Here is a 21,874-nt window from a genome sequence, read left to right on the forward strand (position 1 = left end):
CGAGCCCCTCACATCCGGAAGACGCCGAAACCGTCGGCGCCCTTCACCGGTCCGTTGTGGATCGCCGACAGGCAGAGCCCGAGGACGGTACGGGTGTCCCGGGGGTCGATCACCCCGTCGTCGTAGAGCCGGCCGGAGAGGAACAACGCGCCCGACTGCGACTCGATCTGCTGCTCGACCATCATCCGCATGGCGGCGTCGGAGTCCTCGTCGTAGTCCCGGCCCCGGGCCGCGGCGGCCTGCCGGGCCACGATCGACAGCACGCCGGCCAACTGCGCCGGCCCCATCACCGCCGACTTCGCGTTCGGCCAGGTGAACAGGAACCTCGGCTCGTACGCCCGGCCGCACATGCCGTAGTTGCCGGCGCCGTAGGAGGCGCCCAGGTTGACCGTCAGGTGCGGCACCGTCGAGTTCGACACCGCGTTGATCATCAGCGCGCCGTGCTTGATGATGCCGCGCTGCTCGTACTCGGTGCCGACCATGTAGCCGGTCGTGTTCTGGAGGAAGACCAGCGGCGTGTCGGCCGCGTTGGCGAGCTGGATGAACTGCGCCGCCTTCTGCGCCTCCTCGCTGAACAGCACGCCCCGCGCGTTCGCCAGCACGCCGACCGGCCAGCCGTGCAGCTCGCCCCAACCGGTCACCAGCGCCGTGCCGTAACCGGGCTTGAACTCGTCGAACGCGCTGTCGTCCAGCACCCGGGCCAGCACCTCGCGCGGGTCGAACGGCACCTTCAGGTCGGCGCTGGCGATGCCGAGCAACTCCTCCGGGTCGTACCGGGGTGGCAGCGGGTGGGAGGTGCGCGGCGGCGGGCCGCCCTTGCGCCAGTTGAGCCGGCGTACGCACTGCCGGGCCAGCCGGATGCCGTCCCGCTCGTCCTCGGCGAGGAAGTCGGCCAGGCCGGACGTGCCGGCGTGCATGCGCGCCCCGCCCAGCGACTCGTCGTCGGTGACCTCGCCGGTGGCCATCTTCACCAGCGGCGGCCCGGCCAGGTAGACCTGCGACCGGTCCCGGATCATGATGGTGAAGTCCGACATGCCGGGCACGTACGCGCCGCCGGCGGTGGCGTTGCCGAACACCACGCTGACCGTGGGGATCTTCGCCGCGGAGAGCCGGGTCAGGTCGCGGAACACCCGCCCGCCGGGGATGAAGATCTCCGCCTGGGAAGGCAGGTCCGCGCCGGCCGACTCGACCAGGTTCACCATCGGCAGCCGGTTGGCCAACGCGATCTCGCCCGCCCGGCGCGTCTTCGCCAGCGACCACGGGTTGATCGCGCCGCCGCGTACCGTCGGGTCGTTCGCCACGATCAGGCACTCCACGCCCTCGACCACGCCGATGCCGGTCACGGTGCTGGCACCGACCGGGAAGTCCGTGCCGTACGCGGCCACCGACGACAGCTCCAGGAACGGGCTGTCCGGGTCGAGCAGCAGCTCGATGCGCTCCCGGGGGAGCAGCTTGCCCCGCTTGTGGTGCCGGGTCACGTACTTCTCGCCGCCGCCGGCCCGCGCCTGGTCCAGCGCCGCGTCCAGCTCGGCGAGGCGTTCCAGCAGCGCCTCCCGGTTGGCGGTGAAGGCCGGCGCGGACGGGTCGACCGTGCTCCGGAGAACAGTGCTCACAGGCCCATGCCCTTCGCGATGATCTCGTTCATGATCTCGGTGGTGCCGCCGCCGATGCCGAGGATGCGGGCGTCCCGGTAGTGCCGCTCCACCTCCGCGTCGCGCAGGTAGCCGAAACCGCCGTGCAGTTGCAGCGCGGCGTCCACCACGTGGTCGCAGGCGGCCACCGCCACGTTCTTCGCCATCGCCACCTCGGTCACCACCGGCTGCCCCGCGGTCACCCGCTCGGCCACCTCGTGCACGTACGCGCGGGCCGCCTCGGCACGGGTGTGCATCTCGGCCAGCCGGTGCCGGACGAGCTGCCGACTGGCGAGCGGACGGCCGAACGTGGCGCGGTCCCGGCACCACCGCACCGCCAGGTCGACGCAGCGCTGCGCGGTCGCGTACGCCTGGGTGGCCAGCGACAGCCGCTCGGTGGCGAACTGCTGCATGATGGCCAGGAACGCGGTGTCCTCCGGGCCGACCCGGTTCGCCACCGGCACCCGGACGTCGACGAACGACAGCTCGGCGGTGTCCGAGCAGTGCCAGCCCAGCTTCTCCAGCCGCCGGCCCACGGTGAACCCGGGCGTGCCCCTGTCGACCACCAGCAGGCTCAGCGAGCCGGAGCCGGGAAAACCGGTGCAGACCGCGGTGGTCACGAAGTCCGCCCGGATGCCGCTGGTGATGTAGGTCTTCGACCCGTTCACCACGTAGTGGTCGCCGTCGCGCACCGCGCACGTCCGGATGGCGGCCACGTCCGAACCGCCGTCCGGCTCGGTGATCGCCAACGCGCCGATCATCGTGCCGGCGAGCGTGGGCCGTACGTACTTCCCGATGAGATCCTCGCCCTTGGCGGCGACGATGTGCGGCAGCGCGATGCCGTGCGTGAACAACGCGGCGATCAGCCCGGACGAGCCACCCGAGCGGATGATCTCCTCGGTGACCACGATCGAGTCGAGCAGGTCGCCGCCACTGCCGCCGACCGACTCCGGGAAGCCGATGCCGAGCAGCCCGACCTTTGCGGCGGTCCGGTGCAGCGACCGGGGCACCTCACCGGCCCGTTCCCAGTCGGCCAGGTGCGGCAGCACCTCCCGGGTGACGAAGGCGCGGGTCAGCTCGCGGAGCTGGCGACGCTCGGGGGTGTCCACGATGGTCACGCCGGCACCTCCGCCGGCAGGTCGACCACCCGGGCCCGGAGCAGCTCGCCGAGCGCCTTGGCCTGCGGGTCGAACCGGGTGGAGGCGGCCACGCCCGGCCCCAGCAGCCCCCGGATCACGAAGTTGACCGCGCGCAGGTTCGGCAGCTCGTACCGCTCCACGGTCAGCGGGGCGGTCTCCGGCAGCAGCTCGGCCAGCCGCGCCACGGTCAGCCAGCCGCGCAGCCAGGCCCAGGTGGCGTCCGTCCGCGCCCAGACGCCGAGGTTGGCATCGCCGCCCTTGTCGCCCGACCGCGCCCCCACCACCTCCCCCAGCGGCGCCCGCCGGGTGAGGTGCAAGGCGGGGCCCCCGGTTAACGCCTGACGCATAACAGGGGGCCCCGGCGAACCACCCACCACGGCCGGCGGGGCGATCGGCACGCGCTCGCCCGACGGGAGCACGGCCACGTGCGCCACCGCGTCCTGCGCGACCACGTCGGCGGTGAAGACGCCGTACGGCATGGCGTCACCGGGCAAGGTGGTCAACGTGCAGCCCGGGTAGGAGGCGAGCGCCAGCTCCACCGCCGCCGCCGAGAACGCCCGCCCGGCCCGCGCCTTGTCGCCGTCGCGCAGGTGTACGTGCAGCAGCGCGCTCGCCGCCTCGGTGTCGGCCGCGTCCGGGTGGTCGGTGCGGGCCAGCGTGAACTCCAGCCCCTCGCTGCCGACCGCGTCCTCCACCTGGCTCCGGACCAGCGCCGCCTTGGCCGGGATGTCCAGCCCGCACAGGACGAACGTCATCGAGTTGCGGAAGCCGCCCAGGTTGTTGACGCCCACCTTGAGCGTGCCCGGCGGGGGCGTGCCACGCACGCCGGAGACGCGTACCCGGTCCGGGCCCGCCTGCTCCAGCCGCACCGTGTCCAGCCGGGTCACCACGTCCGGCCCGAGGTAGTCCGGGCCGCCCACCTCGTACAGGAGTTGGGCGGTGACCGTCTCGACGGTGACCGCGCCGCCGGTGCCCGGATGCTTGGTGAGCACCGACGTGCCGTCCGGGTGCAGCTCGGCGATCGGGAAGCCGGGACGCCGGCCGCCGTCCGGCAGCTCGGTGAAGAAGCTGAAGTTGCCGCCGGTGACCTGCGCCCCGCATTCGATCAGGTGCCCGGCCACGGTGGCTCCGGCCAGCGCGTCGAGGTCGTCCCGGGTCCAGCCGAAGCGGGCGATGGCCGGGCCGACCGCCAGCGACGCGTCGGTGACCCGCCCGGTGACCACCACGTCCGCGCCCGCGTCGAGGCAGGCCGCGATGCCGAACGCTCCCAGGTAGGCGTTCGCGGTCAGCGCGTCCGGCCGCTGGAGCGCGTCGCCCTCGACGTACCCGACCCGCACGTCCATGCCGAGCCGCGCGGCGAGCGCCCGGACCGCGTCGGCCAGGCCGGCCGGGTTGAGGCCGCCGGCGTTGGTGACCAGCGTGACGCCCCGCTCCCGCGCGGTGCCGAGCACGCCCTCAAGCTGGCGCAGGAACGTCTTCGCGTAGCCGAGGGAGGGGTCACGCATCCGGTCGCGACCGAGGATCAGCATGGTCAGCTCGGCCAGGTAGTCGCCGGTCAGCACGTCCAGCTCGCCACCGTCGAGCATCTCCCGCCAGGCGGCGAACCGGTCGCCGTAGAAGCCGGACGCGTTGCCGACCCGCAGCACCCCGCTCACTGGTGGACCCCGCTCGCCGGCTCCCGCTTGCCGCCGGGCGGGCCGGCGAATGCCTGGGCCACGTCCAGCCATTCGTCGGCGACCGGCCCGGTCGCGACCAGGGCCAGGTCGGCGCGGTGCCGGCGCTGCGTGACCAGCAGGCAGAAGTCGAGCGCCGGCCCGGTCACCCGGTCGCTCGCCGCCGCCGGACCGAAGGCCCAGACCTCGTCGCCCGCCGGTGCGGTGAGTTCGACCCGGACCGGGTCTGTCGGCACCGGTCGGCCGTGCGCGGCGAAGCCGTGCCCGAGGGTACGGAAGCCGAGGTGCGCGACGTGCCGCAGCCGGGCGGTCGGGGCGCGGGTGACACCGAGCGCGTCGGCGACGTCCTCGCCGTGCGCCCAGGTTTCCATGATCCGGGCGGTGGCCATCGAGGCGGGCGACATCCGGGTCCCGTACCAGGGCAGCTTCTCGCCGGCCGGGGTGGCGGCCAGGGCCGCCGCGAGCGTGGTGCGGCCGTCCCGCCAGCGGGCCAGCAGCGCGGGCGGCGGGGCGAGGAAGGACTCGGCCCCGTCGTCGACCAGCCGGGCCGGGTCGGGGGCGGACAGCACCGAGGCGTAGAACGCGTCGGGGTCGGTGGCGGCGAGCCCGGCCACGTGGTCGGTCCAGGCCAGGTGGGCGATCTGGTGGGCGACGGTCCATCCGGCGGCCGGGGTGTCCCGGGCCCAGTCCTCCGGCGGCAGCCCGCTGACGAGCGCGTCGAGCTGGTCGGACTCGGCGGTGAGATCCGCGAGCAGTGCGGTCGCGTCGACCATGGTGCCTCCGGGCGGGTGTGCCGGTCAGGGCTTCGGATCAGGGCCGCGCGTCGCCGGGCGGCCCGGGTGCGGCCGGGTCGGTGGCGGGCGGGCCGGGGCGGGTCGGGCCCGCCCCGGGCGGGTCGTCGGGGGTGAGCAGGGTGGCGAGTTGGCGCTTCCACATCCGCAGCAGCGCGGTGCGGCGGGACGAGTCGTCGCTGAGCAGGTTCGCCACGCCCAGCCCGCGCAGCAGGTCGAGGGTGGCCTGTACGGCCTCGCGGATGCCGGGGCGGCGCTCGTCCACCCCGAGCAGCTCGACGGTGAGCCGGTGCATCTCCCGGCCCACGGTGGCCTCCAGCGGCACCAGCGCGTCGCGCAGCTCGGCGTCGGTGCGGGCGGCGACCCAGAGTTCGAGGGCGGCGACGAAGAGCGGCCCGGTGAAGGCGACACCGAGCAGGTCGATCACCCGGTCCAGCCGTTGCGGGCCGGCCGGCAGCGCGTCCGCCTCGGTGCGCAGCTCCGCCGCCCGGCGCTCGGCGAGGTGGGCGACGGCGGCGGTGACCAGGGCGGCCTTGGTGGGGTAGTGGTGCAACTGCGCGCCCCGGGAGACACCGGCCCGGGCGGCCACCACCGTGGTCGTGGTGCCGGACCAGCCGTGTTCCACCAGGCACTCGACGGTCGCCTCCAGCAGCCGGGCCTGGGTGGCGCGGCTGCGCTCCTGCTGCGGGACGCGGGTCGGTGCGGTGGGCACGGGGACAGCGTCCCGCCCCGGAAACAAACAGTCAAGCCTGACTTTTTCTGCCGCCGCTATCCGACACTCCGGACGGTCCGTTCCGCGATACTGTGCTCGGTTCACGGGGAGGCACGACGATGGATGAATTCGTGCTGGTCGGCGGCGCCGGGTTCCTGGGCACCGCGACCGCCGAGGCACTGCTGGCCGCCGGCGCGCGGGTCACCACCGTGGACCGGCACCCGCCGGCCGGGACGAGCACCGGCGCTCCGGACTGGCTCCGCGTCGACCTGCTCGTCGACGACCCGCCCGAGCTGCCGCCCGGCATCGTGGTGGTGCTGCTCGGCGCGAGTCAGCCGCGCCCCCGCCGGCCCTGGACGCTGCCGCTCGACAACGCGATCAGCACCGCCCGGCTGCTGCCCCGGCTGGCCGGACGGCAGGTGGTGCTCACCTCCTCCGTCGAGGTCTACGGCGCCGCGGCCGGTCCGCTGACCGAGGAGACCGCGCCCGACCTGCCGTGGTCCGTCGAGGAGATCGACCGCTGGTGCGCCGCCGCCCGCGAACTGGCCCGGACGCCCTGCCCGCCCTGGCGGGCCGCCCCGCTGGCCCGGGCCATGGCCGACGCCGACCCGACCGGCCGGTGGACGTACGCGATGGCGAAGCTCGCCCAGGAACGGCTCGTCGCCGACGCGGTCGACCCCGACCGGCTGACCGTGCTCCGGCTCGCGAACGCGTTCGGCGCGGGACAGCACCGGGTCGCCACCCGGCTGGTCCGCCGGGCCCGCCTGGGACTGCCGCTGCCGGTCACCGCGGACACCGTACGCAGCTTCCTGCCCGCCGACGCCCTCGCCCGGATGCTGCTCGACGGGATCGGCCCCGGCATCTGGAACGTCGGCGGGGAGCCGGTGCCTCTTGTCGACCTCGCCACCTGGATCCGTGACCTGTGCGGCTCGTCCGCGCCGCTGCTGACCACGCCCCGCCGCACGCCGGACAGCTCCGGCCTGGTGGTCACCGACAAGCTCACCGCCGCCGGCCACCGCGTGCCCCCGCTCCGCCCGCGCCTGGCGGAACTGGTCGACGCGGTGGACGCCGACCGGGCACCCGTGTTCCGGCCGCCGCTGCCGGTCGTCGTGCCGCCGCCGCCGGCCCACCCCGAGCTGGTGGCCGCCCGCCAGCAGGCGGCGCTCGCCAGCGGCGAGGTCAAGCACGGCAACCGGTGGACGCGGGAGCTGACCGAACAACTCGGCAAGGAGCTGGAACTCGACGACGACCACCGGGTGCTGGTCACCGCGTCCGGCACCGCCGCACTGCGGATCATGGTGGCCGCCACCGTCGGCCCGGCCCGCCCCGGCGACGTGGCGGTGCTGCCGTCGTACACGTTCCCCGCGACCGCGGAGATCCTGGTCCAGCTCGGGTACGCGCTGCGCTTCGTTGACGTGGACGCCGCGACGTGGACGCTGGACCCGGCGGCCGTCGCCACCGCCGTCGCGGGGGGCGGCGTACGCCTGGTGCTCTGCGTGGACACCTTCGGCAATCCGTGCGACTACCCGGCCCTGCGGGCGGTCTGCGACCCCGCCGGGGTGGCGCTGCTGGCCGACTCCGCCGCCGCCCTCGGCAGCCTGCACCGGGGCCGCCCGGTGGCACAGCAGGCGCTGGCCCACTCGTACTCGATGAGTTTCGCCAAGGTGGTCTCGGCCGGCGGGGCCGGCGGCGCCCTCGTGCTGCCCGCCGACGCCGCCGAGGCGGTGCTCGCCTCGCCGGCCGGCTGGACCCGCTCCGAGCTGATGAACGAGCTGCACGCCGTCGTCGCGGTCGACCAGCTCGCGGAGCTGGACACCCTGGTCCGCCGCCGGGCCGAGGTGGCCGAGGTGTACGCCGCCGCCGCCCGCACCCTCCCGGTGGAGTTCCAGCAGGTCCGCCCCGGGGACCGGCACTGCTGGGTGCACTGGGTGGCCCGGATCGCCGACCGGGCGCGGGTGGCGGACGCGCTGGCCGCGCTCGGCGTGCAGACCAAGCCCTACTTCGCGGCGATCCACAGTGGCCCGCTCGGCGACGGCGAACGGCTGCCGGTGACCGACCGGCTGGACGCCGAGGCGCTCGCCCTGCCCATGTCGTCGGAACTCACCGTGGAGCAGGCGGAACGGGTGGTCGCCGCGCTGCGCCGCTGCCTCGGCTGAACCCGGGGCGGGTGGTCAGGTCGGAGCGCGGCGGCCGGTCACCAGCAGTTGCTTGCCGGCGTCGGCGAGGACCGGGTCGTCGCCCAGCCGGCGCTCCAGCGCCAGCAGCGCGTCCCGGTCGGCGGCGAGCCGCCCAACCAACCCCGCCCGGCCCAGCGGCCCGGCGCTGACCAGCAACCCGGCGCTGCGCACCTCGACCAGGCCGGCGGCGGCGAACGCGGCCTCCAACCGGGCGCGGTCCAGCAGGTGCAGGTCGGCGGCGTGCCCGTCGGCCCGCCAGACGCCCCGGCGCCGGGCCAACCGGTCCACCGCCTCGTCGTCCCGGCCGGCGCCGACCAGCTCCAGCACCAGGCCCACCAGCGAGTCGACGAGCACGGCCAGCACCCCGCCCGGACGCAACCAGCCGGCCAGATGCCGGACCGCCCGCTCGGGATCGGCGGTGTATTGCAGCGAGCCCATCGCCAGCACCGCGCCGGCCGTGGCGGGCAGCGTCACCTCCGTCATCGAGCCCTCGACCAGCGTGAAACCGGGACCGGGCGGGCGGCGACGCAGCTCGGCGACCATCCCCGACGCCTGCTCGACGCCGGTCACCGGATGACCCAGGTCGAGCAGCCGCCGCGCCCAGCGGCCCACGCCGCAGCCGGCATCCACCACCGGACCGTCCGGCGGCAGCAGCGCGCGCACCCGCTCCCACGCCAGATCGTCGTACGCGCGCCGGTGCGGCACCGCGAAGTGCTCCTCGTAGCCGGGCGCCAGCGCGTCGTACAGCGGCTGGCTCGGGCGCATCGGCTCAGACAAGGCTGCGCCGCCCGCGCCGCCACTGCCGGTCGGCCAGGTAGGTGCCCGGCCGCCAGCGCAGGTTGAGGCTGTAGTTGCTGCCGCAGCCGACACACTCCTTGCGGAACAGCCGCGCATGCTCGGCGCGGTACTCCGGGGCGTCGACGATCTCGGCGATCGGGCGCTGCCGGACCGAGGCGGTCGGGTCGTGCGCCCAGCAGCCGCCGATCTCGCCCCGGGAGTGCACCATCAGCTTGAGCTGCGACTCGGCGCAGGGCAGGTCGCGTTGCACCAGATCGTCGAAGTGCCCGCGCAGGTAACGCAGCTCCGAGTAGCGCGGCAACCACCGGCGGTCGGCCCGGGCCATCGCCTCCAACCCGGCCAGCGCCGCGTCGAGCCGGTCGCCGGCCACGTCGGTCTGCCCGGTGACCGCGTCGGTGCGGAACAGGAACGTCCGGTCGGTGACCAGGTTGAGATAGAGCGTCACGCCCAGCTCCTGGGCCAGCGCCGCGATGCCGGGCAGACTGTCCACGTTGTCCCGCATGACGGTGAAGTTCATCCGCACCTTCAGGCCGAGCCGGTCGCGCTCCGCGATCAGGTGCCGCAGGTGCCGGGTGGTCGTCTCGAACGCGCCGAGCCGGCCCCGGATCCGGTCGTGCACCAGCGCCGTCGGGCCGTCGACCGAGACGTTGAAGCTGCGTACGCCCGCGGCGAGCACCTCCGCCAGGACGGGCGGGGTGAGCCGGATGCCGTTGGTGTTCAGGTGCAGGTGGCGTACGCCCACCTCGTGCGCGTACGCCATCAGGGCCAGCGCGTCCGGCCGGATCAACGGCTCACCGCCGGTGAAGTTCACCTTGTGGATGCGCATCGCGACGAGCTGACGCAGGACGTCCCGCCACTCCTCGGTGGACAGCTCACCCCTGGTGTTGGTGGTCCAGCAGCCGCAGCTCGTGCAGCGCAGGTTGCAGTTGTCGGTGAGGAACAGCTCGGCGACCAGTGGCCGGACGTGCAGCCGGGGCGCGACCCGCTCCTTCACGGCGAGCCGACCGAAGAACCAGGCCAGCCGTGCGGTGTCGGTGACGCTCACGGGCACCTCCGGGCGGTGTGGGTGACGCTCACGGACGCCGCCGGGCGGCGACGAAGAGGTTGGCCGCGCGGAACAGCCGGCCGTCGAGGTGGATGCCGCGCTCCAGCAGGCGGCGTACCGGGCCGCCGGTGAGCAGCGCCGGGATCTGCAACCACCGCCAGAACAGGTTGGCGCCGGTCACCGTGGTCGGCGTGAAGCCCGCCGCGCGCAGCAGGTCGAGCAGGTCGGCGGTGCGGTAGTTGGTGTGCCGGTCCCGGCCGACCGACATGTCCCCGCGCAGGTCGTCGGAGAGGTCGGCGAACCGGCTGTGCCACACCCGCGACCCGAAGCGCCACGAGTAGATCCAACGGTGCAGCCGGGGGAAGTCGAACTTCGCGTTGTCGGGGTCGAGGAAGCTGAAGACGTGCCGGCGCGGCACGGTGAGCACCAGCAGCCCACCGGGGGCGAGCACCCGGTGCGTCTCGGCGAGCAGCGCGGCCTCGTCGGGCACGTGCTCCAGCACGTCGAGCAGGCTGACCGAGTCGAAGCGGCCGTCGGCGAACGGCAGCGGTCGACCGACCCGCAGCCGGTGCAGCGGCAGGTCGGGGTGACGGGCGGCCAGGCCGGCCAGGTAGCCCGGGTGCGGGTCGGCGCCCTCGCAGGTCACGGTGCCGTGCTCGTGCAGCACGGCGAGGAAGTCCCCGGGGCCGCAGCCCAGGTCGAGGTGCCGGCCGGTGCGGCCGGCCAGCGCCGACCAGGCGAACGCGTAGCGCCGCAGGGGATGGGCGGCGAAGGGCTGCCGGCGGGTCGCCGCGTCGGCCCGGCTCACCGGACCAGCCGGGCGCAGAGCGCGTCCAACGTGGCGACCAGCCGAGCGCTGTCGACCGCGCCGGGCAGTGGCCGCTCGGCCAGCAACCGCCGTTGCCGCTCGGGGTGTGCGGCCACCACGGCCGGCAGGTCGGCGGTGTCCCACACCGCGATCACCCGGCCCGAACGCTCCTCGTCCCGCAGGTAGGCGACCTGGTGGTCGTTGCCCATCTCGCCCCGCGCGGCCTCCCGGGCCACCGCGACCGGCACCCGGCCGAGCCGCTGGACCAGGCGGACGGTGTTCCCCGCGTGGGTGATCACCACGTCGGCGGCGGCCAGCCGCTCCCGCAGGTCGTCCAGGGGCAGGAACGCCTCGTGCGGGCACGGCGGCGTCACGGTCGAGGTGCCGGTCTGGACGAACACCTCGTGCGCGGCGCACAGCGGCGCGACGCCGTGGATCAGGCGGTCGAACGGCCACGGACCCATGCCGACGGTGACCAGGACGCGGGCCATGGTCAGTAGAGCTCCCCGATGAGCACCGCGCGGGGGCGGGACGCCAGCAGGGCGGGTCGCTGCACCAGCACCGCGGCGGCGAGCCGGGAGCAGAGCCGGGCGGCGGCCCCGGCGGGCCCGGTCATGTTGAACGTCTCCAGCCACAGCGACGGCACCCGGAGCAGGCGGGCGGCGAGGAACACGCCGACGGCCACCCCGGTGCCGGCCGACACCACCACGTCGGGTCGCTCACGGCGCAGCAGCCGCAGCGCCCGCCAGGTCGCCGGCAGCACCCGCAGCCGGCTGCGGGTCGACAACTCGGGCTGCCAGTGCACCCGCTGCCCGACCAACGCCACCTCGGTGTCGGGGGCCCGGACCGCCACCCAGACCGGATCGTGCCGTTCCCACCAGGGGCGGAGCGCGAGCAGATCCAGCAGGACGCCGCCGCTGCTGGAGACGAGGAGCACCCGGTACCGCCGTCCCATCACGCCACGCTATCTCAGAGTCGCGGATCAGGACGGCCCCCGTCCAGCGTGGACGGCGGGTACCCGTCAGCGACCGTCCCGGGGACCGAAGGCGGTGAGCGCGTCCAGGTCGGAGTATCCGCCGCGCAGGTACTCGTCGGCCCACTGCGCCGCCTCCGGGAAGCCGGACCCGGCGACCACCTCGGCGCGGGCGGCGTCCACGTCGAACCGGGTGCGGCGCAGCTCCACCCCGGGACCGAGCAGCGCCCACCAGGCGCCCGCGCCCCCGTACGGCATGCCGACACTGCCCGGGTTGACCACCAGGCGACGGTCGACCAACCGGGTGTACGGCATGTGGGTGTGCCCGCAGACCACGGTGCCGACCTCGGCCGGCAGGCCGGCGAAGACCTCGGCCCAGCGTTCCGGCCGCGAGTCGACGAGCACGACCTCCTCGTCGTCGCGGGGCGTGGCGTGGCAGAACAGCACGTCGCCGAGCCCGGCCACCGGCAGCGTGAGGTGCGGCGGCAGCGCGGCCAGCCGGGCCACCTGGTCGTCCCGGAGCTGCGCGGCGGCCCAGTTGGCGACCTCGAACTCCGACGGCTTCCCGGCCCGCGCCTCGACCAGCTCCCGCTCGCCGTTCCCGCCCACCCAGCGGGCGCGGTCGCCGAGCGCGGCGAGCCGGTCCAGCACCTCCACCGGCTGCGGGCCGGACGCGATGTCACCGGTGAGCACGATCAGCTCGGCGGCGGCCACGTCCGGCTCGGCCAGGACGGCCTCCAGCGCCGGCAGCACACCGTGGATGTCGGAGAGTACGGCGACCCGATCGATCATCGCCCCAGCCTGGACGCCGGCCGCCGGGGCGTCCAGGAATTCTGCGCTGGGCAGAGACGACCCCGGGGCCGCGCGCCACGCCGGAGACGGCGCCGGCCCGGACCGCGCGAGGCGGGCCGGGCCGGGGAGCCGGTGCGGAGGTCAGACCCGCGCGCGGCGGGCCAGGCGCTCCGGGTCGAGGATGATGATGCTCTTGCCGTCCAGTCGCAGCCAGCCGCGCGAGGCGAAGTCGGCCAGGGCCTTGTTGACGGTCTCCCGGGAGGCGCCGACGAGCTGGGCGATCTCCTCCTGGGTGAGGTCGTGGGTGACCCGCAGCACGCCGCCGTCCCGGGTGCCGAACCGGCCGGCCATCTGGAGCAGGTTCTTGGCGACCCGGCCGGGCACGTCGGTGAAGATCAGGTCGGCGAGCGAGTCGTTGGTCCGGCGCAGCCGGCGGGCCAGCACCCGCAGCAACTGCTCGGCGATCTCGGGCCGGTTGTTCAGCCACGGACGCAGGGCCTGCTTGCGGAGTCGGACCAGCCGGGTGTCGGTGACCGCCGTGGCGGTCGCCGTCCGCGGGCCGGGGTCGAACAGCGACAACTCGCCGACCATGTCCGACGGGCCCATCACGGCGATCAGGTTCTGCCGGCCGTCCGCCGCGCGGCGACCCACCTTGATCTTGCCGGACAGGAGGATGTAGAGACTGTCACCGGGCTCGCCCTCGTTGAAGACGACCTCGCCCTTGCGGACCTCGATCGTCTCCATCTCCTTGGCGAGCGCCTCGGCAGCCTCCGGGTCGACACCCTGGAAGATCCCGCTGCGGGCCAGTACCTCGTCCATGCGCACCTCCGCCTGCGCGTGCCGTCCGTCGGCCCGGGTCCGCCGTCCGCTGATCCCTCGCGCGCCGCCAGTCTAGGCGCACATGAGCAGGAATCGGAGGTGCACCCCTGGATCCCGCCCACCGGCGCCGGCCGACGCCACCGGTCCCCACCTGTGATCGTAGGGTGACGGACGTGCTGTGCGAGCCGATCCTGACCAGCCGGTCCGAAGCCGGGTGGGACATCCCGCTGCTGGTGTGGCGGGCCGAGGCGCCGCTGCTGGCGGTCGGTTCCGCCCCGCTGGGCGGGGGGATCGGCGTCCGCCGGTGGGTGGTCAACGCGACCGTGCCGATGACGTACGACCGGGACGACCCGGCCGCCCACCTGACCGAGCTGGCCCGCGACCTGGACCTGAGCGGGCCCGGGGTCGGGCTGCTCACCGGCGTGGACGTGACCGAGGTGGTGCACCGGAGCGACGGCGGCGTGCGGGTCTGGGCGACGGTCGGCCTGGGCACCCCGGTCTGGGCCGCCGCGCCCGCCGCGCCGGCGGTGCCCGCGCCGGCCCACCCGGTCGGCACCGTCAACATCGTGGTGCACGTGCCGGTCCGGCTCGGGGACGCCGCCCTGGTCAACGCGGTGGCCACCGCCACCGAGGCGAAGGCGCAGGCGATCTGGGAGCTGGGGCTGGCGGCCACCGGCACCGCCACCGACGCGGTCACCGTGCTCTGCCCGGCCGACGGCGACCCGGCCCCGTACGGCGGCCCGCGCTCGACCTGGGGCGCCCGGCTGGCCCGGGCCGTGCACGCCGCCGTGGGCGACGGCGGCGCCGGCACGGTCGTGCCCTGGTCCGACCGGCGGGCGGGCTGACGTGCGCCGTCAGGTATTCCGACCATTCGGCCCTCGTGGCGACGTCCCCGGGGCGGTAGCGTCGCCGACGATGTACGCTTCCGCCCGCTCTGTGCCCCGTCCCCGCCGCACCGCCGGCCCCGGCCCGCGCCTCGCCGGCCCCGGCCCGCACCTCGCCGGTCCCGTACCGCGCCGTGCCGTCCCCGGCCCGCGCCTCGCCGCGCTGGCCGCGCTCTTCGCGGTCCTGCTCGTCGCCGGCTGCTCGGACTCCGGCGGCGGCGACGGCCCGCTCTGGCAGACCGGGCAGGGCGGCGGCTCGACCGGGTCGGCCGGGCCCGCGTCCGGCGACCAGCCGGCCGCGTCCGGCGAATCGACCGAGCCGTCGATCTCGCTGACCGCGACCGGTGACGTGATCATGGGGAACGCGCCGAACCGGCTGCCGCCCAACGGCGGCAAGGGCTTCTTCGACGACGTGAAGTCCGCGCTCAAGGGTGACCTGGTGATGGGCAACCTGGAGGAGCCGCTCACCGACGACACCGGCGCCGGCAAGTGCGGCCCGAACCCGCAGAACTGCTACCAGTTCCGGGCGCCGCCCGGCTACGCCGCGCACCTGCGCTCGGCCGGGTTCCAGCTACTCAACCAGGCCAACAACCACGGCAACGACTACGGCCAGCAGGGCTACGAGAACACCCAGTCGGCGCTGGAGGCGCACGGCCTCAAGCACACCGGTGCGCCCGGCGAGATCACCGTGGTCGACGTCAAGGGCGTCAAGGTGGCAGTGGTCGGCTTCTCGTCGTACCCCTGGTCGAACAGCCTGATCGACCTGAACGCCGCCAAGCAGGTCATCGAGATGGCCAAGGGGATGGCCACGCTCGTGGTGGTGCAGGTGCACATGGGCGCCGAGGGCGCGGACAAGACCCGGGTCAAGCCCGGCACCGAGATGTACGTCGGGGAGAACCGGGGCGACCCGATGCGCTTCGCCCGTACCGTGATCGACGCCGGCGCGGACCTGGTGATCGGGCACGGCCCGCACGTGCTGCGGGGCCTGGAGTTCTACCAGGGCAAGCTGATCGCCTACAGCCTGGGCAACTTCGCCGGCGGCGGGAAGTCGTTGCAGAGCGCCGGCCGGCTCGGCTGGGGCGGCGTGCTCAAGGTGTCGCTCACCGCCGAGGGCCGGTTCGTCGGCGGCACGTTCACCTCGACCGTGATGAACGGCGTCGGCCGGCCCTCCGTCGACCGGCAGGACCGCGGCCTCGGGCTGGTGCGCGAGGTGACCCGGGCGGACTTCCCGGACACCGGCGCGAAGCTCGACGCGAGCGGGAAGATCAGCGCCCCGGCAGGTGGCTGAGCGCACGCCGGCCGCGTCGACCCACCGGGGCGTCGGCCCCGCGACGTAGGCTGGCCGGCGTGACCACGCGCTCCCCCGAGACCGACCTCGGCCGTACGCGTCGGGCCCGCCGCATCGGGCGGGTGCTGACCGAGACCCACCCCGACGCGCACTGTGAACTCGACCACGGCAACGCGCTGGAGCTGGCGGTCGCCACGATCCTGTCCGCCCAGTGCACCGACAAGAAGGTCAACGAGGTCACGCCGAAGCTGTTCGCCCGCTACCGCACCGCCGCCGACTACGCCGGCGCGGACCGCGTCGAGCTGGAGGAGCTGATCCGGCCCACCGGTTTCTACCGCAACAAGACCAGCTCGCTGATCAACCTGGGCCGCGCGCTCTGCGAACGGTACGACGGCGAGGTGCCCGGCCGACTCGCCGACCTGGTCACCCTGCCGGGGATCGGGCGCAAGACCGCGAACGTGATCCTCGGCAACGCGTTCGACGTTCCGGGCATCACCGTCGACACCCACTTCCAGCGGCTGGTGCAGCGGTGGCAGCTCACCACCGAGACCGATCCGGTGAAGATCGAGCACGTGATCGGCTTGCGCTACCCCAAGCGTGACTGGACCATGCTGTCGCACCGGATCATCTTCCACGGCCGCCGGGTCTGCCACGCCCGCAAGCCGGCCTGCGGCGCGTGCACGCTGGCGAAGCTCTGCCCCGCGTACGGCACCGGGCCGACCGAGCCGGCCGCCGCGGCCAAGCTGCTGAAGGGCCCCCGCGCGCGGGACCTCGCGGCGGCCGTCGGCCTCGACCCCGACCTGGTGCCGCCGCAGGCGACCGTGGCGGACGTGCCGTGACCCGCCGGCTCGCGTACCTGCTCGTCCCGCTGCTGCTGGCGGCGGCGGGCTGCACCGCCACCGCCGAGGAGCCGGCCGGCCCGGCGTCGGCCACCCGCGCGGAACGCCCCTCGCCGTTCGCCGACTGCGCCCCGCTGACCGTGGCGCCGGCCTCGGCCGCGCCGTCGCCGGCCGGCAGGCCCGGTGATCCACTGCCCGACCTGGCGCTCAACTGCTTCACCGGCGGCGCGCCGGTGAAGCTCCGCGACGTGAAGGGCCCCGCCGTGATCAACGTGTGGGCGTCCTGGTGCCCGCCCTGCCGCAAGGAGCTGCCCGCGTTCCAGCGGCTCAGTGACCGCGCCGACGGCCGGTTCCAGGTGATCGGCGTGAACAGCCGGGACAGCCGCGGCGGCGCGCAGTCTCTCGGCGAGGACTTCGGCATCGACTTCCCGATGCTGCTCGACCAGGGCGACGCGTTCGAGCGCGCGCTCGAACGCAGCGCGTTCCCGCTGACCGTCCTGGTCGACTCCGACGGCCGGATCCGGCACGTCGACGGCACCGGCGCGCTCGACGACGCCCGCCTCGCCGCGCTCGTCCGGACGCATCTCGGGGTGCGGGTGTGACCCGGACGCCGCCCGGCTGGCTCGACCCGCTGCTGGGTCGGCTCGGCAGCGCCCGGGCCGAGGACTTCACCCGGCTCACCACGCCGGAGACCGGCGGCCGGGAGAGCGCCGTGCTGGTGCTGCTCGGCGAGGAGCCCGGTGCCGGGCCGGACATGCTCGTCCTCCAGCGCGCCGCGACGCTGCGCAACCACGCCGGGCAACCGGCCTTCCCCGGCGGCGCGGCCGACCCGGAGGACGCCGACGCCCGCGCCACCGCGCTGCGCGAGGCGAACGAGGAGGTCGGCCTCGACCCGGGCAGCGTCACCGTGCTGGCCGAACTGCCCCGGCTGTGGATCCCGGTCAGCGACTTCGTGGTGACCCCGGTGCTCGCCTGGTGGCACGACCCGCACCCGGTCCACCCACGCGAGCCGGCCGAGGTCGCGCACGTCGCCCGGCTGCCGGTCGCCGAGCTTGTCGACCCGGACAACCGCATGCGGGTACGCCATCCCAGCGGCTGGATCGGCCCCGCGTTCTCCGTCCGCGGCATGCTGGTCTGGGGCTTCACCGCCGGCGTGATCGACACGCTGTTGGAACTGGGCGGCTGGGCCCGGCCCTGGCCGAGCTCGCGGGTGTGGGAGCTGCCGCCGGTCGGTGCCGCCCCCGCCCCCTCGGCCGGCACCGACGCCGCCGACGAGAGTCCGGTGCGCTGATCACCCGCACGGACCCTCAGGTCACGTTCAGCGAGCGCTGAGCCGGCCACGGGCCCGGTGCCCGTACCCTTGGGGCGTGTCCGCCGTGGATCTCGTCCTGCTCCTGCTCATGCTCGTGTTCGCGATCAGCGGATACCGCCAGGGCTTCGTCATCGGCGCGCTGTCGTTCTCGGGTTTCTTCCTGGGCGCGTTGCTCGGCCTCCAGATCGGCCCGCTGGTCGCCCGGCAGTTCGCGTCCAGCGGCACCCGGGTGTTGATCTCCCTGGTGGCGATCTTCGGGCTCGCCGTGCTGGGGCAGGCGCTGGCCGGCTGGCTCGGCTCCAACCTGCGCGCGGCCATCACCGGGCCGGCCGGCAAGAAGGTCGACGACGTCGGCGGCGCATTCATCTCGGTCATCGCGGTCATGCTGGTGGCCTGGCTGGTCGCGGTGCCGCTGGGTTCCTCCTCGGTGCCCTGGCTGGCCGCTTCGGTCAAGGACAGCGCATTGCTCACCGTGGTGGACCGGGTGCTGCCCGACCGGGCCCAGGAACTCTCCACCGCCCTGCGGGACACCGTCGACACCAACGGCTTCCCCGACGTGTTCAACGGCCTGGGCAGCACCAACGCGCGGCAGGTCTCGCCGCCCGACCCGGCGCTGGCCAACTCCCAGGTGGTGCAGAACAGCAAGCGGTCAGTGGTGAAGGTGCTCGGCTCCGCGCCGAGCTGCTCCCGCCGGATCGAGGGCTCCGGCTTCGTCTACGCCGACGACCGGGTGATGACCAACGCGCACGTGGTGGCCGGCACCCGCTCGGTGGCGGTGGAACTGCGCGGCGAACGCTACGACGGCGAGGTGGTGGTCTACGACCCGGAACGCGACCTGGCCGTGCTCTACGTGCCCGGGCTGCCCGGGCCGTCGCTGCGCTTCGCCGCCGGGGCAGCCGCCAGCGGCGCGGACGCGATCGTGCTCGGCTTCCCCCTCGACGGCCCGTACGACGCCCGGCCGGCCCGGGTGCGGGACGTCGACCGGATCACCGGGCCGGACATCTACTCCTCCGGGGACGTGACGCGGGAGATCTACACCATCCGGGCGCTGGTGCGCAGCGGCAACTCCGGCGGCCCGCTGGTCTCCTCGAACGGGCTGGTGCTCGGCGTGATCTTCGCGGCGGCGGCGGACGACCCGAACACCGGCTTCGCGGTGACCGCGGCGGAGGCACGGTCGGTGGCGCTGACCGGCGCGGAGCGTACCCGGGGAGTCGCCACCGGCGACTGCACCTGAACCCGCCACCGGCGGCCGGTGCCCGAGCCGGCCGGCGCGGTGGTCAGCCGCCCGCCGGGGCCCCGGCCGGCGTCACGTCGTCGCCCGGCCGGCTCAGCGACAGTTTCGCGCGCCCCCAGGTGAGCGTGCGGTCGAGCACCGCCCGCGCCATGATCGCCACACAGGTGCCGCCGTTGAGGAACGAGGCCACCACGTCGCTGGGATGGTGCATGCCCCGGTACATCCGGGTGAGCGCCACGCCGACCGGCACCAGCACCAACAGCGTCCACCAGGTGACCTTGGCCGGGGTGCTGCGCGCCCGCAACGCCAGCAGCACCGCGAGACCGACGTAGAGCGCGGTCGCCGCCGAGGTGTGCCCGGAGGGGAAGCTGGACGTCGGCGGGGAGGCGTCCATGTGCTCCACGGTCGGCCGGTTCCGGTCGATGACCATGGTGGTGAACAGGAAGATCAGCGCCTGCGCGCTGACCGCCGCGCACAGGAAGATCGGCTCCCGCCAGCGGTGCAGCACCAGGCGCAGCACCAGCGCGGCCAACACCGTCACCACGACGATCACCTGGGTGCTGGCCAGCGTGCTGAAGACCAGCGACACGTCGTTCCAGCCGGGCGTGCGGTCACCGGCGAACTCGCGGTTCACCGCGTCCTCCACGGTGAACGGCCAGGTGTGCGTGAGCACCCGGGTGATCAGCAGGCCCAACCCCACCATCACCGCGAAGAGCAGGGCCACCGGCAGCAGGACGCGCCGGGCGATCTGGACCGCGACATCGGACATGAGCCGCCCTTTACCCCGGCGGACGTCCGGTTACGCCCGTCGATCCTCGGTGACCTCCGGCTCGACCCCCTCACGCAGCGGGTGGGCCGGCCGCCGGCCGGACCCGGTGCGCCAGGTGGCGAACCCGGCCGCGGTGGCGGCGACCGTGGCCACCCCCAGCACCCAGCCGCCCACCACGTCACTGGTCCAGTGCACGCCCAGCGCGATCCGGCTCAACCCGGTCACCACCGTGAGCAGCGTCGCCGCCGTCCAGAGCGCGATCCGGCCGGCCCGGTGGTCCCTGGCGAACGGCAGGAAGACCAGCAGCAGCACCCCGGCGGCCAACGCCGCGTTCAGCGCGTGACCGGACGGGAACGAGTAGCCGGCGGCCCGGGCCACCGGTTCGAGCAGGTCCGGCCGGTGCCGGCCGACCAGCAGCTTGAGCAGCGCGCCCAGCAGCCCGCCGACAAGCATCGTGGTGACCACCCAGACCGCCAGCCGCGGCGCCCCGCGCCGCAACAGCCAGACCACCGTCACCGCGGCGGCCACCCGCAGCGGGCCCGGCCCGAACGCGTGCGTCCACACCGTCATCACCCGGACCCAGAGCGGATGGTGCACCGCGTACCCGTGGAACGCGTCGGTGACCGAGGCGTCCAGCCGGAGCAGCGGCGGCCAGGCACCCAGCACCAGCAGCGCGAGCAGCGCGAACGGCACCAGCACCAGGACCGCCGCCACGGCGGCCAGGGTGAGCCGCAGACCCAGCGAGTGGTCGGGGTCGAGGCGGCGACTCCGCCACGACCGGTCACGCGTGGACGTCTGGCCGGTGCTGTTCATGCGCCGTTCACTACCCAGGGAAGGGCGTGGTCAGACCCGCCGGTCAGCGCCGGGCCCGCCGGAACCGGCGCACCATCAGCGCGGTGCCGGTGACCAGGGCGACGAGCAGGGCCAGCCCGGTCCAGAGCCGTCCCGGCGTGGAGGTGTCGGCCTGGCCCACCGCGCGGGCCGACCAGCCGGCCGCCTGCGGGCGACCGAACGGGTCGCCGCCCTGCCCCGCCGCCGCGGCCCGGGTGCCCGGCCCCTCGCCCGGGGCGGGACCGAACCCCGCCACGCCGGGGGAGGCGTTGTCGTCGAGCGGGTTGCGCCCCACCGGGGCCACGTCGGCGGTCAGCGCGGCCACCGGGTCGACCATGCCGTAGCCGAACCGGTCGTCCCGGCCGGTCGGGCCGAGGTCCCGGGCGGTGCTGACCAGCCGGTTGACCACGTCCCCGGCCGGCATCCGCGGGTAGCGGGCCCGCACCAGGGCGGCCGTCGCGGCGACCAGCGGCGCGGCGAAGCTCGTCCCCTGCACCCGCCAGTAGCCGCCCCGGGAGCGGGCGCCGTAGAGCGCGGTGGCCGGGGCGCTGAGCGTGGTCTCGTGGCCGGTGATCGAACCGGACCAGAGGTTCTCGCTGTTGCGGTCCAGGCCGGTGACCGCCAGCACGCCCGGCTCGCGGGCCGGGTACCAGACCTTGGTGGTGGTCGAGGTGGCCAGGTTGCCGGTGCAGGCCACCACCACCACGTCCCGGGCGAACGCGTAGTCGAGCGCCGCGGCCAGCGCCGGGCTGTCGCCGCTGCCGCCCAGCGACAGGTTCACCACCCGGGCGCCGTTGTCGACCGCCCAGCGCACCGCCTTCGCGATGATCAACGCATCGTCGTACCGGTTCTCCGCGTCCAGCACCCGGACCGGCAGGATCCGGGCGTCCGGCGCCAGCCCCACCACGCCCCGGTCGTCGTCGGCCCGCCCGGCGATCAGCCCGGCCACCGTGGTGCCGTGCCCCACCGGGTCCGGCTCGTCCGTGCCGCCCGGCTCGACCAAATCCAGGCCCGGCAGCACCTGACCGGCCAGGTCGGGGTGGGAACCGTCCACCCCGGAGTCGATCACCGCGACCACCACGCCGCGCCCGGTCGACGTCCGCCAGGCGGTCTTCGCCCGCAGCTCCGTCAACTGCCACTGCTCGTCGCGGACCTGGTCGGCGCGGAACAGCCGGTCCGGCGCGGACCAGGACGGGGCCGCGACGGCGGCAGCCGGCGCGGCGTGCGCCGGCGGGACCAGCGGGCCGGCCGTGACGGCCAACGCCGCCGCGCCGGCCAGCAGCGCCCGCCCGGCGAGACGCCGGGACGGCACGCCGGGATGTCCCTGCCGAATCCTGGTCACATTCCCCAGCCATTCCG

The 21,874-nt window shown here is 74.8% G+C and carries 21 protein-coding genes and 1 pseudogene; 7 read left to right on the top strand and 15 right to left on the bottom strand.

The annotated features are described in order from the left end of the window. Positions 1-8: 8 nt before the first annotated feature. From VKK44_RS30325 to VKK44_RS30345, 5 genes and pseudogenes are all read right to left on the bottom strand, one after another. Positions 9-1,613 (bottom strand): acyl-CoA carboxylase subunit beta, encoded by a 1,605-nt coding sequence (locus VKK44_RS30325; RefSeq protein ID WP_343444604.1) that lies wholly within the window; start codon positions 1,611-1,613, stop codon positions 9-11. Beyond that, positions 1,610-2,749: an acyl-CoA dehydrogenase family protein gene (locus VKK44_RS30330; protein WP_343444605.1), complete on the bottom strand. Its 1,140-nt coding sequence runs from the start codon at positions 2,747-2,749 to the stop codon at positions 1,610-1,612. The genes VKK44_RS30325 and VKK44_RS30330 overlap by 4 nt, the downstream gene beginning before the upstream one ends. Then, complete coding sequence (locus tag VKK44_RS30335) at positions 2,746-4,425, bottom strand: acyclic terpene utilization AtuA family protein (RefSeq protein ID WP_343444606.1); 1,680 nt, start codon at positions 4,423-4,425, stop codon at positions 2,746-2,748. The genes VKK44_RS30330 and VKK44_RS30335 overlap by 4 nt, the downstream gene beginning before the upstream one ends. Further along, positions 4,422-5,216, bottom strand: coding sequence for a TIGR03084 family metal-binding protein (locus tag VKK44_RS30340; RefSeq protein WP_343444607.1), 795 nt, complete (start codon positions 5,214-5,216; stop codon positions 4,422-4,424). The genes VKK44_RS30335 and VKK44_RS30340 overlap by 4 nt, the downstream gene beginning before the upstream one ends. A 127-nt stretch (positions 5,217-5,343) precedes the next feature. Further along, positions 5,344-5,946, bottom strand: a pseudogene (locus tag VKK44_RS30345) (TetR/AcrR family transcriptional regulator); the annotation flags it as partial. 119 nt (positions 5,947-6,065) lie between these two features. On the opposite strand from VKK44_RS30345, the gene VKK44_RS30350 reads away from it, so the two are divergent. Then, the gene (locus VKK44_RS30350; RefSeq protein WP_343444609.1) at positions 6,066-8,102 is read left to right on the top strand and encodes an aminotransferase class I/II-fold pyridoxal phosphate-dependent enzyme; all 2,037 of its coding nucleotides are present in this window, start codon (positions 6,066-6,068) and stop codon (positions 8,100-8,102) included. Between the two features lie 15 nt (positions 8,103-8,117). Here the strand turns inward: VKK44_RS30350 and VKK44_RS30355 are convergent, their stop codons facing one another. The 7 genes from VKK44_RS30355 to VKK44_RS30385 all read right to left on the bottom strand — a co-directional run bounded on the left by VKK44_RS30355 (position 8,118) and on the right by VKK44_RS30385 (position 13,358). After that, entirely contained in the window at positions 8,118-8,888 is a 771-nt protein-coding gene (locus tag VKK44_RS30355; RefSeq protein ID WP_343444610.1) for a class I SAM-dependent methyltransferase, read from the bottom strand. Positions 8,889-8,892: 4 nt separating this feature from the next. Next, a complete protein-coding gene (locus VKK44_RS30360) occupies positions 8,893-9,966 on the bottom strand; it encodes a radical SAM protein (protein WP_343444612.1) in 1,074 nt (357 codons plus the stop codon). Between the two features lie 28 nt (positions 9,967-9,994). Next, entirely contained in the window at positions 9,995-10,774 is a 780-nt protein-coding gene (locus tag VKK44_RS30365; RefSeq protein ID WP_343444613.1) for a class I SAM-dependent methyltransferase, read from the bottom strand. Next, complete coding sequence (locus tag VKK44_RS30370) at positions 10,771-11,265, bottom strand: hypothetical protein (protein ID WP_343444615.1); 495 nt, start codon at positions 11,263-11,265, stop codon at positions 10,771-10,773. The genes VKK44_RS30365 and VKK44_RS30370 overlap by 4 nt, the downstream gene beginning before the upstream one ends. A 2-nt stretch (positions 11,266-11,267) precedes the next feature. After that, a complete protein-coding gene (locus tag VKK44_RS30375; protein WP_343444616.1) occupies positions 11,268-11,729 on the bottom strand; it encodes a glycosyltransferase in 462 nt (153 codons plus the stop codon). A gap of 66 nt (positions 11,730-11,795) precedes the next feature. Next, positions 11,796-12,539 (bottom strand): metallophosphoesterase family protein, encoded by a 744-nt coding sequence (locus VKK44_RS30380; RefSeq protein ID WP_343444617.1) that lies wholly within the window; start codon positions 12,537-12,539, stop codon positions 11,796-11,798. A gap of 141 nt (positions 12,540-12,680) precedes the next feature. Continuing rightward, the gene (locus VKK44_RS30385; protein WP_007073398.1) at positions 12,681-13,358 is read right to left on the bottom strand and encodes a Crp/Fnr family transcriptional regulator; all 678 of its coding nucleotides are present in this window, start codon (positions 13,356-13,358) and stop codon (positions 12,681-12,683) included. Positions 13,359-13,531: 173 nt separating this feature from the next. Here VKK44_RS30385 and VKK44_RS30390 point away from each other — a divergent pair, with 173 nt between their 5' ends. The 6 genes from VKK44_RS30390 to VKK44_RS30415 all read left to right on the top strand — a co-directional run bounded on the left by VKK44_RS30390 (position 13,532) and on the right by VKK44_RS30415 (position 18,915). Next, the gene (locus tag VKK44_RS30390) at positions 13,532-14,203 is read left to right on the top strand and encodes an adenosylcobinamide amidohydrolase (RefSeq protein ID WP_343447956.1); all 672 of its coding nucleotides are present in this window, start codon (positions 13,532-13,534) and stop codon (positions 14,201-14,203) included. 70 nt (positions 14,204-14,273) lie between these two features. Further along, positions 14,274-15,530, top strand: coding sequence for a CapA family protein (locus VKK44_RS30395; protein ID WP_343444618.1), 1,257 nt, complete (start codon positions 14,274-14,276; stop codon positions 15,528-15,530). Between the two features lie 59 nt (positions 15,531-15,589). Further along, entirely contained in the window at positions 15,590-16,369 is a 780-nt protein-coding gene (gene nth, locus VKK44_RS30400) for an endonuclease III (RefSeq protein ID WP_343444619.1), read from the top strand. Then, positions 16,366-16,971 (top strand): TlpA family protein disulfide reductase, encoded by a 606-nt coding sequence (locus tag VKK44_RS30405; RefSeq protein WP_343444620.1) that lies wholly within the window; start codon positions 16,366-16,368, stop codon positions 16,969-16,971. The genes nth and VKK44_RS30405 overlap by 4 nt, the downstream gene beginning before the upstream one ends. Next, positions 16,968-17,660, top strand: coding sequence for an NUDIX hydrolase (locus VKK44_RS30410; protein ID WP_343444622.1), 693 nt, complete (start codon positions 16,968-16,970; stop codon positions 17,658-17,660). The genes VKK44_RS30405 and VKK44_RS30410 overlap by 4 nt, the downstream gene beginning before the upstream one ends. Before the next feature lie 76 nt (positions 17,661-17,736). Continuing rightward, entirely contained in the window at positions 17,737-18,915 is a 1,179-nt protein-coding gene (locus tag VKK44_RS30415) for a MarP family serine protease (protein WP_343444623.1), read from the top strand. 43 nt (positions 18,916-18,958) lie between these two features. Here VKK44_RS30415 and VKK44_RS30420 read toward each other — a convergent pair whose 3' ends face one another. Genes VKK44_RS30420 through mycP form a run of 3 tightly spaced genes read right to left on the bottom strand, consistent with a single transcriptional unit; the run spans position 18,959 to position 21,857 of the window. Continuing rightward, positions 18,959-19,684: a phosphatase PAP2 family protein gene (locus VKK44_RS30420; RefSeq protein ID WP_343444624.1), complete on the bottom strand. Its 726-nt coding sequence runs from the start codon at positions 19,682-19,684 to the stop codon at positions 18,959-18,961. A 30-nt stretch (positions 19,685-19,714) separates the two neighbouring features. Beyond that, positions 19,715-20,497, bottom strand: a complete 783-nt coding sequence (locus VKK44_RS30425) for a phosphatase PAP2 family protein (protein WP_343444625.1) — start codon at positions 20,495-20,497, stop codon at positions 19,715-19,717. A 43-nt stretch (positions 20,498-20,540) separates the two neighbouring features. Then, positions 20,541-21,857, bottom strand: coding sequence for a type VII secretion-associated serine protease mycosin (gene mycP / locus VKK44_RS30430; protein WP_343444627.1), 1,317 nt, complete (start codon positions 21,855-21,857; stop codon positions 20,541-20,543). Between the last annotated feature and the right edge of the window lie 17 nt (positions 21,858-21,874).

It is taken from the genome of Micromonospora sp. DSM 45708 (assembly GCF_039566955.1).
GTDB lineage: Bacteria > Actinomycetota > Actinomycetes > Mycobacteriales > Micromonosporaceae > Micromonospora.